This is a genomic window from Hyphomonas chukchiensis, assembly GCF_000682695.1.
GTDB classification, from domain to species: domain Bacteria; phylum Pseudomonadota; class Alphaproteobacteria; order Caulobacterales; family Hyphomonadaceae; genus Hyphomonas; species Hyphomonas chukchiensis.
This window is the reverse complement of the sequence record NZ_AWFG01000048.1, coordinates 1-8614: the sequence shown is the minus strand read 5'-3', so window position 1 is coordinate 8614 and position 8614 is coordinate 1. Positions and strand designations below refer to the sequence as shown.

The window sequence follows — 8614 nt, the reverse complement described above, 5'->3', positions numbered from 1 at the left end:
AGGTGTCACCTCCGGACGCATACGTTCGCTGTCCACTCCCTTCCAGACTTGACCCGCCTTTTGCCGCAACATGCCGGAAAACCCCGCATCGGCACTGCGATTGCCACGCGCTCAAGTTCCAGGATTCAAGGTCCGTGTCGCCGGTTTTGCGACCGGTCAAGCGCGCGTGGATCACGCGCCGCGAAGCGGGCAAAGCCCCTTGACAAGACTCAAAACCAGCAAGGAAAATCAACATAGCCCAAATGGCTTTTCATGCCATTGGGCCTGAAGGAAATTCCTTTATTCCTCATCTTTCAGGCAGTTGAGACATGCCAAATTTGAATGATTTGCTCCGCCAAAAACCGGCTGCGAGCTTCAATGACGGTCTCGTTCCAGGCTGTTGGCAGAGGATCGTTCAAGCCCCAGTCCCACCAGCTTTCTTCGGCGCAGACGCCCTGATTCAACGTCAAAAGTGAGCGGGTCAGATAGCGTTTCTTTGCTACCCAACCCGCCTTTCCCATGGCCGGATTGAGCGAGCCCGTGACCAGCGTCAGATTTCCGAGAGTGTGCTTGAGCTGCTCCCTACGATCCATTGCCTCAGTCACTTCTGAAGCAAGTTGCTCACCCGCGAGCGACGCCATCCAAGAAATTTCATGGGCGCACTGGGTGCCATTAGGTAGCGGCCAGTGCTCGGCCCATTTCTGCGGCATGATATGCTCAACAGTCAGATTATCCGTCTTCACGGTGACATCCTCTTCGAATTTTCCGCGAGCTGCCATCTCGATTTCTCGCAGAAGATATCGAAGCTTCAGGGAGCCGAGAGTATCGTAAACAGGCTGCGTCAGGACGGCCCGCTTAACGTCCTCGTCATGTGGCAAGCGAGAGATATCGCCCTCGAACGTGTTCATTTGATCGAGCAACGCTGCCGGAACATCGTCGGCCGCTTTCGCGGCCCGAAGCAAGCTGGGGACGACCTTGTTGTAATTCTTGCGGGTCAGATTGCAGAGATCACGGCGAACGATATAGCTCTCCAACAGTGTGTATGCCCGCCGCTTGGCCTCTTCGCTCGGCTCATGCTTCCCAATCCACATGACCAGTGGGTGGAACGCGGACATATCCCAAGCCGTCAAAAGCGATGCAATTCTGGCTTCTGGGAGATGTTCGCTGCGACGCTCGAGCGTTTCATATACGTCCGCATATTCTAGCAGGCTGGTAATCTCCGCTTCAACCGTATCGAAATTGTTCGCCTTGGCGAACGCTCTGTATTCGTTTGCGACCTGGCCGACATTTATTTCTTGTGCCGTTTCAGCAACGAGTGTGTGGGCAACCAGATGGTCGGTTCTGGGGCGTTTCAAACGCCCTTGCTTGACCTCTGTTTTCCAAAATTGTGTCTCGAGGCGGCTCCAGCTTCCCTGATAGAGCGCGTCTTCATTCTCAAATGCTTTGCTGGCACGATGAAAGATATCGTTTCGGATTAAATCGAAGGCGCTCAGAGGTTCAGCATTGCCATTGAGTGACGCAAAGATCGACTGCGCATCATCCTGTTTGCCAAGTTGAACAACGACGATTTGGAAGCCGTGAAGAAAGCCGTGCAGTATGGCATCAAGCGCCTGCTGCGCCGTGCGGTCTTGTTCGATTTGTTCCTCGACAAACGCTTCAATTTCGTTCGTCAAATACCAATACGCCGCGAGCATCTTTGGCGCCTGGCTCACGACAAGCTTTCCGTTTTTATAAAAGAACTGAGAGAATTCAGATCGGAGAAGAGGCAGACCGCCATCAGCGATTGAGAGATAATGCGGGCGATCGTGGCTTGATGACCAGAGTTTGAACCGCTCGCGCTCCGGATCGGCCATGGCATCGCCAATCTCGTTAAAGATATAGGCTTTCGCGGCGCTCGCGAGCTGCATCTCGCCTTTGGCTTCGGCGATCTCACGGACTGCACAAAGGACAAGGCTGAATGTTGAAATTCGCTGCTGGCCATCAACCAAATGGCGACGGTTCACTGTACCAAATGGCTGGTCTGTCGGCTCGGAATAGATGATCGCCCCTACAAAGTGCGGTGCAACCTCCTTGCCTTCGAGACGCTCAAGCGCGCGATCCCGAACATCGTCCCACAGCTTCGGAAGCTGTTTGTCGGCCTTTGTCTCCCACGCAAAATGACGCTGATAGACCGGTATAACCCATTGCTGGCGCTCTCTCAGCACTGTGTTAAGCGAATAATCTTTGGCCTGCATGGCTTCCCCCTAGCGCCGCATACCTAGCGACTGTCTGATGAGTTTGTTCTGGTCTGCGTTTGGACCATAAAGTTCGCAGATGCTGGTGTTCAATTCCGCTCCGGCTGCCGGGATGAGGAAATCCTCTCCCTGAAAAAGGCGGATGACGGCTTTTCCGAATAAGGATTTTGATCGCGTCCCGACTTATTGAACCCGCTCACGCGCCACCACTGTGTCGTAAAGACCATAATGGCTCAGGCCTTCGTGACTTTCGATACCTGTGTAGCGTAGTGAGGCGTCTTCGTAGCGGCGGAAGGCGAAAACGGCCTGATTCATCTGCTCGGTATTGAACACTTTCAGGCTGACAAGCAGGTGGAAGTCCTGCACGGTAAGCCCAGTCACGGATAGGAAAAGGTCGGGCTCAAGCTTCGTGATCACATCCCGCAGTGTGTTCTCGCGAAAGTCGGTCAGGTACATGAAAGCGGGGATTCGCGTCGCAAATTTGATCAGCTTTTCCTGCACCATCTTGCGTTTGGATTTGTAGTCTTTTTCCTCCTCGGTGAGCTCCTTCTTCTCCCGATTGGTCAGGCCTCGTTCTTTCGCGCGCGCTTTCAGGTCTTTGACCTTCTCGCTCTTGTTAATAATGGTTTCGATTATGTTATCGCCCAGTGCGCGCCAGCCTTCGATGCGTTCGACAGCGGCCATGGCGTCTGGATTGTCCAGCACGCGGCGCAACGTATCATTGTCCACGTTCACAAGCATTGCGCTCTCCCATTTGCGCGCAAGAAGCGTTGCGGACGTGCCAGCCATTGCGATATCGAGAACACCTCCAGCGTCGATCTGAATCATTTTTGCGCCGTTATAGGCAAGTACAGGCAGGAATGAGACAAGCTCGCGAACGGCGTTTTCCGGATTGGGCTCGTTCGGCGACAACCCTATTCCGTACTCGGAAAGCTGGCGAAGTGCGCGCGTTGGGGCAAAGTCGAAGACGAAGCAGATTGGCTTCAGAACTTCTTCCTCGTTCGGATTGTCACCACTCGGGTTCTTGATTGTCCACGGTGACTGAACGCGGAATGCAGCCTGGAAATAGGTCTCCGGCGACTTCAGGTTTCGCAGCATCAAAATGGATGACCACTGATTCACGGTCACGCCGGTAGTCAGCTTGCCACAAGACAACGTTATGGTCTTAGTATCGAAGCCGCTGCCAATCGCGTCCCTCACAGGGGGAAGTGCATCGAGCCCGATGCCGGCCGACGCGCCCGCCGCAACGATTACGGTGTAATCGTGCCAAAACACATTGTGCTTTTCGGTGAGCAGGTTCGCCATCGCCTGGCACCCGGCGACATTGGGAAGAAACCAGAAGGAATGCTGCAGATAAGGAAGAAGGCGAACATCCGAATACGGCAAGGGTGGACGAGAGCCTGATCGAAGGCTGTCTACCGTTCTTGGCGCGTATTGCCCGCGAATGATGTCCAGCCATTTCTGGACATCGCTCTTGTGTTTGAACTGTGCGTCACCGTCCTTGTCGGTTGTCGAGAAAAATTCGTTGAGATCAAACTCGTCAAACTCTCCGGCACTGGCAACAGACAGCAATTCATCCGGCATCTGATAGGTCAAAAGCCGCATTTGCGGCAGTCCGCCATATGGATTCCATTTGTCAGGATGGCGCGTGGCGAACTCTTCCTTCGCGCGCTGTTCGTCGGTGTAGGTCCAATTGAAGATTTGCTCTTCGATGAAATCGCCCGTCGCCAGCGCCTTGAACGGGGTGCCGGAAAGATAGAGATAGGCGCGAGTTTTGATTGGCAGAAATTCCGTTTCTTTCTGCGACAGGACGCTCAGGTCTTCATTCACAACGTCGAGGTCAGCTGCGTACTCCAACTTTTCCTCGCGGTTTGACTCTTCGCCTTCGAAGAGCTCCTTCGCGGTCTCTCGCCAGGCTCCAAAATGGTACTCGTCAAAAATGACAAGGTCCCAGTCCACGCGGTGTAGCCATTCGTTCTTCGCTTTTATGTTTCCGAAAAGATCGCGCCCGAGAAGGTCCTGAAACGAACCAAAAAAGACAACCGGTTTCGCCCGATCAATCTGAGTCGGGTCTGCGCCTGAGCTTTTCGACAGATATTGCCAGCCTTCAAAGTCGACATGGCTTTCCAGGTCTGTCTGCCAAGCATCTTCCACAGCGGGCTTAAACGTTACGACCAGAACACGCTTTGCGCCCATTCGCTTGGCGAGCTGATACGATGTAAACGTCTTGCCGAACCGCATTTTTGCATTCCAGAGGAAACGCGGCACGGCACGCATGTCCTCGGCCCAGCGGGACAGGTAATAGCTATGGGTCTGATTCACCGCTTCGGTCTGCTCGCGCCGCATCTGGAAGGTCAGGCTTCGACGGCGCGAGAAGCTCACGCCCGTGCGCAGCTCCGTCAGGACGGTGCGCACGTCATCCACTGTGCAGGCCATCCATTCGCCTTCCGGATTGGCAAAGCCTTTGCGGATCAGTCCGGCGCGGACCTCGTGATCGGAATAGAAGCTGCCGTCCTCGCGCTCGGCACACTCTTCCAGTTCGATCCGGTAGTTGTTGATCGCAGCGGTGCGCAGCTGTTCGGCCACCCTCTGCCGAACGTCACGCGTCGTTTGGCCGATCTTCAGCCAGTCGCGATGAGCCTCATCGTTGATGGTGTAGGCATAGATTCGTGGACGCGCTTCCGGCTTCGGGGCGAGGATGTCGTCAATGGATCTAGTCATCGCTCGCGCTCATTGGCCTAATCAACTTTTCTATGTGAGCGATTTCTTCTTCTGACAGCCCATACTTGACGTACAGATCTCGATCTGACCACGGCTGAGAGAAGTCTTGAATGGGAACAAATGAATAAGCTGACTTAGCTAGGTCTTGGGCGGACGAACGAGTGGCCACTAAGAACCTAAAGAATTTCGTCGTAGCGTAAGTGAAGCAATTCCTCGCTTCGGTTTCGTTATCATAGGTTCCCAGCAAGATGTACGTTTCTGTGACCACCGAGCCTGGCGGGATCACGCCAGATTTCGAAAGCACTCGGCGTTGACCGTTCTTATCAAACTGGCCCGCGTGTTCAGAAGATGATTTGGACGTAAACACCTTCCATTTATCGATCAGTTCTTGCCCTGCGGTGATTTCGGCTCTCGATGTCCAGGCGCGTCCGCCGCTTTGCAGTACAACTAAGTCGTTCTCTTTTGACGGGCTCGAGGCTCCTCGAAAGTAGGTTCTCAATCCAAATGGCTTTTGAGAGCTGACTTGTTGGTCGAAACGCTTCGCCTCGGGCAACCCAAGCGATTGGATCTGAGAAGTTTCGACAGACACGACCTTCTTAAGAACTGAAAGCGCGACATGGCTTCTGACAAATACTTCCGCTCCGTTTTCAAGAAGCGGGCGTGAGGACTCACTATTGGATAGATCGTGATTCATTTCGATAATTCGACAGGTGCCAGGATTGTCGCGATCCCAAAGAAAGTAACAGATGCCACCAGCTACATCGACGCTAGGAAAGACTTGGCGGCTATCTGGGTAATCGAACAGCTGCCTTATGCGTTCGTCTGTGAGCATACTCTTTCGAAATTCATCAAGTCCCCGTCCGCCGAACAGCCAACGTGCTGGGATGACCATAGTAAGGTATCTGGGCTCCAGCGCTTGAGCCTGCTCCACAAATTTATTGTAGATCGGGATCGCGCTGGCTCCAAACCCACCGTCATCCAATTGATAAGGCGGGTTGCCGATAATCACGTCAAATTGCATGTCGCCTCCAAACAGCTCGGCGATCCGGGCTTTTATGTTGTCGGTATGTATGAACGCGTACGCGTGGGTCTCACGATCCTCGCCTCGGTCCAACGTCGATTGGCTTGCGCCACAGTGAACGCACTTGCCTTTGTTCCAGGCATGCTCAGTGCGTTCGAACCAGACATGCCCGTCTTCAGTGTTGAAGCTGCTCGCGATCGAATGCTCGCCATCTGCTTGTTTTGAGCAGTAAAGGCTACGTCGCGCCAGCATGGCCGTTAGGCGGGTGATGCCAATGCCGAAAACCTGCCGCGTCAAAATGTGATCAACGCGGTCCCGCAAGTCCGGGATTGCGCCTGCCAACCCCTTTGCAAGCCGGCTGGTTATCTCGCGAAGAAAGACCCCGGACTTCGTGCACGGATCAAGAAAAGTTACATTGGGGTCTGCCCAGATGCTGGCCCCGTGATGGTCTGCGGACCAGGCCTCTGCCAGCGTATCTAGCATTCGGTTCGCAAAGTCAGGTGGCGTAAAGACCTCATCGTTCGACAGATTGGCGATACAGGTCAGTACATCTGGATTACGCCCGCGTAGAGTGAAGCTCGCCTGACCGTTCATGCGGCCCCCTTTGGTGTGCCGTCACTTGCCGCCGCGAGGTCGCGAATGGTCATCGCCGGATAAGTTTTAATGGGCGTGAAAATTTCGTGCTTTCCAAGATGGGCAAACAGCGAGTCTTCAGCGCTGAACTTCGAAGACCCGGTGAGCACGTCCAGCCGGAAATCGCGCCTCATGAACTTGCCCTTGCCGAGAGAACCCCATTCAGAAAAGACGATGGGCTCTCCGACATGAGTGCGCATGGCCAGAGCGTCGCCGTGAATCAGATTGATCGTCAGCACAGTTCGCGCCGCGCCGATCACATCATCAGCTTCATCGGCGTTCAGATACTCGCCGAAAATTTCGATCAGGTTGTCACGGCATTCGGCAATATTGTCCTCCAGAAGTTCGATACCGTATATGCACATAAGCCCAAGCAGGGCGTAGTGCTTCCTATTGAAGTCGCAACCCGCATATCTGAGTTCCACTGCCGCGAGCTTGCGCTGCAGCACCCGGACCAGGAAGTTACCGCTGCCGCAAGCCGGCTCCAGAAACCGTGAGTCAATACGGTCGGTTTCCTCGCGGACCAGATCAAGCATGGCCTCAACCATCCAGGCGGGCGTGAATACCTCGCCATGGTCTGCCACACGCTTCTTTGATCTGATCAAACTCAAACTTTTAATCCCAACGTTTCACTTGCCTCTTTTCTAATCAACGGTTTGGGCGATTCACGCAAGGCGCGAAGACCGGGGCGGTGCGTCGCCGCGGGCAGTCCAATGAGTCTAGTGCGTATAATCGCCAGCCTTGCACAAGGCGGCTGCTCCGACAGCATGTTAAAGGTAGACTTGAACAAGAGCGAGATTCTCGGTCCGCGCGCGGGTCGGACAATGGGTGAAGAGGGGCGCAAATGGCGGCCCTAAAGCCATCGGGGAGGGCAACTTTCGGCCAAAATCCCAATAGAATCGAAGCGAACGAGGTTGCTGGATCTCTCCAAACGCGCTAACTCCTTATTTGTAAACGATAATTAGAGAACTCAAACCTCTATAGCCCAACCGAAACATGGTACGTAGTATGGTACATTTCGGTGCCATATTTTCAAAAAAGACAAATATTTTCAAAGACTAGATGGTTAAGTCGAGTCCTCTTCTGGACCGGGGTTTCGGCATCTGTGTTATTAAACCTCGGATACGAATAGATGTTGTCCAAGGTTATGTGACGCGTTGTGAGAGAATATGCCAACCGTTTGTGTTGCACTGCGTGGTTGCCGTTCCTGCTCCATGTCACAATGACTGCCCTGGTGTGGCGCAATTTGGCATACTCCAGACCCTGGCCTGAACCTGAGAGTCGGCCATGCCGCTACAAATGTACACGGAGAAACGCGATTTGACAGCGTGCTGGTTTCTTCGCGACCTGCCCGCCGGAGGCGGGGCTGTCCGGCCGGAATGAACGTCTTGAGGTGAGCAAAAGCCGTACTTCTTGCCGGCCCGGCTCGTCTCACTGAGGGATCAGCAAGTCCGACTTCAGGCATGGGGCTGGGGCTCACCGGCAGGTCGCGCACCCGCGCTTCCCACTGTCCATTGGCCAGAGGGGTCGCGGGCGCTGAATTGAGCATCTGAGACCAGGGATCTTTGAACAGGTCGAGACGAACGATGCAGATGGCGATCCCTGACAACAGGGCTCGAGTCGGAACTGTGTGTCAGGACGCGGCACCATGCGACAGCAACAGTTGCAAAGCCATCGATCCCCCTCAGCAATTTCTCTGCGCTTCTTTATCTCTCCCCAACAGCCGGGTCCGGGCGGACGGTGCGTCTGCCAGAGCGCGGTCACCGCACAAGGGGGCGGGACATTGGCGCGTGTGAACGTCTTTAGGTTTCCTACCTACGGCTTCCCCTTGCGCGGGGCCCTTATGCGCTCCGGCTGAGCACCTTTTCGCCGCCCACCCCCGCCTGATGCGGGAAAGAACGCCGGGCGGCGCAAAGGAGACTGACATGACTGACCAAATTACAACCGCTGCGCCCCTTGGAACAGCTACCGCTCTCACAGCTCCAGACCGCCCCCGTATCTACGTGGCCTTCTCTAATCGGACATG

The 8614-nt window shown here is 54.6% G+C and carries 4 protein-coding genes; all 4 read right to left on the bottom strand.

Annotated features, from left to right (window positions below):
* Window positions 1-293: 293 nt before the first annotated feature.
* Window positions 294-2213, bottom strand: a complete 1920-nt coding sequence (locus HY30_RS13990; protein WP_034741905.1) for a DUF262 domain-containing protein — start codon at window positions 2211-2213, stop codon at window positions 294-296.
* Between the two features lie 183 nt (window positions 2214-2396).
* Window positions 2397-4934, bottom strand: coding sequence for a DEAD/DEAH box helicase family protein (locus HY30_RS13985; protein WP_034741902.1), 2538 nt, complete (start codon window positions 4932-4934; stop codon window positions 2397-2399).
* Window positions 4927-6549: an Eco57I restriction-modification methylase domain-containing protein gene (locus HY30_RS13980; protein ID WP_034741899.1), complete on the bottom strand. Its 1623-nt coding sequence runs from the start codon at window positions 6547-6549 to the stop codon at window positions 4927-4929. Before HY30_RS13980 ends, HY30_RS13985 begins: the two co-directional genes overlap by 8 nt.
* On the bottom strand, window positions 6546-7199 hold the full coding sequence (locus HY30_RS13975; RefSeq protein WP_034741896.1) for an N-6 DNA methylase: 654 nt from the start codon (window positions 7197-7199) through the stop codon (window positions 6546-6548). The genes HY30_RS13980 and HY30_RS13975 overlap by 4 nt, the downstream gene beginning before the upstream one ends.
* Window positions 7200-8614: the final 1415 nt, after the last annotated feature.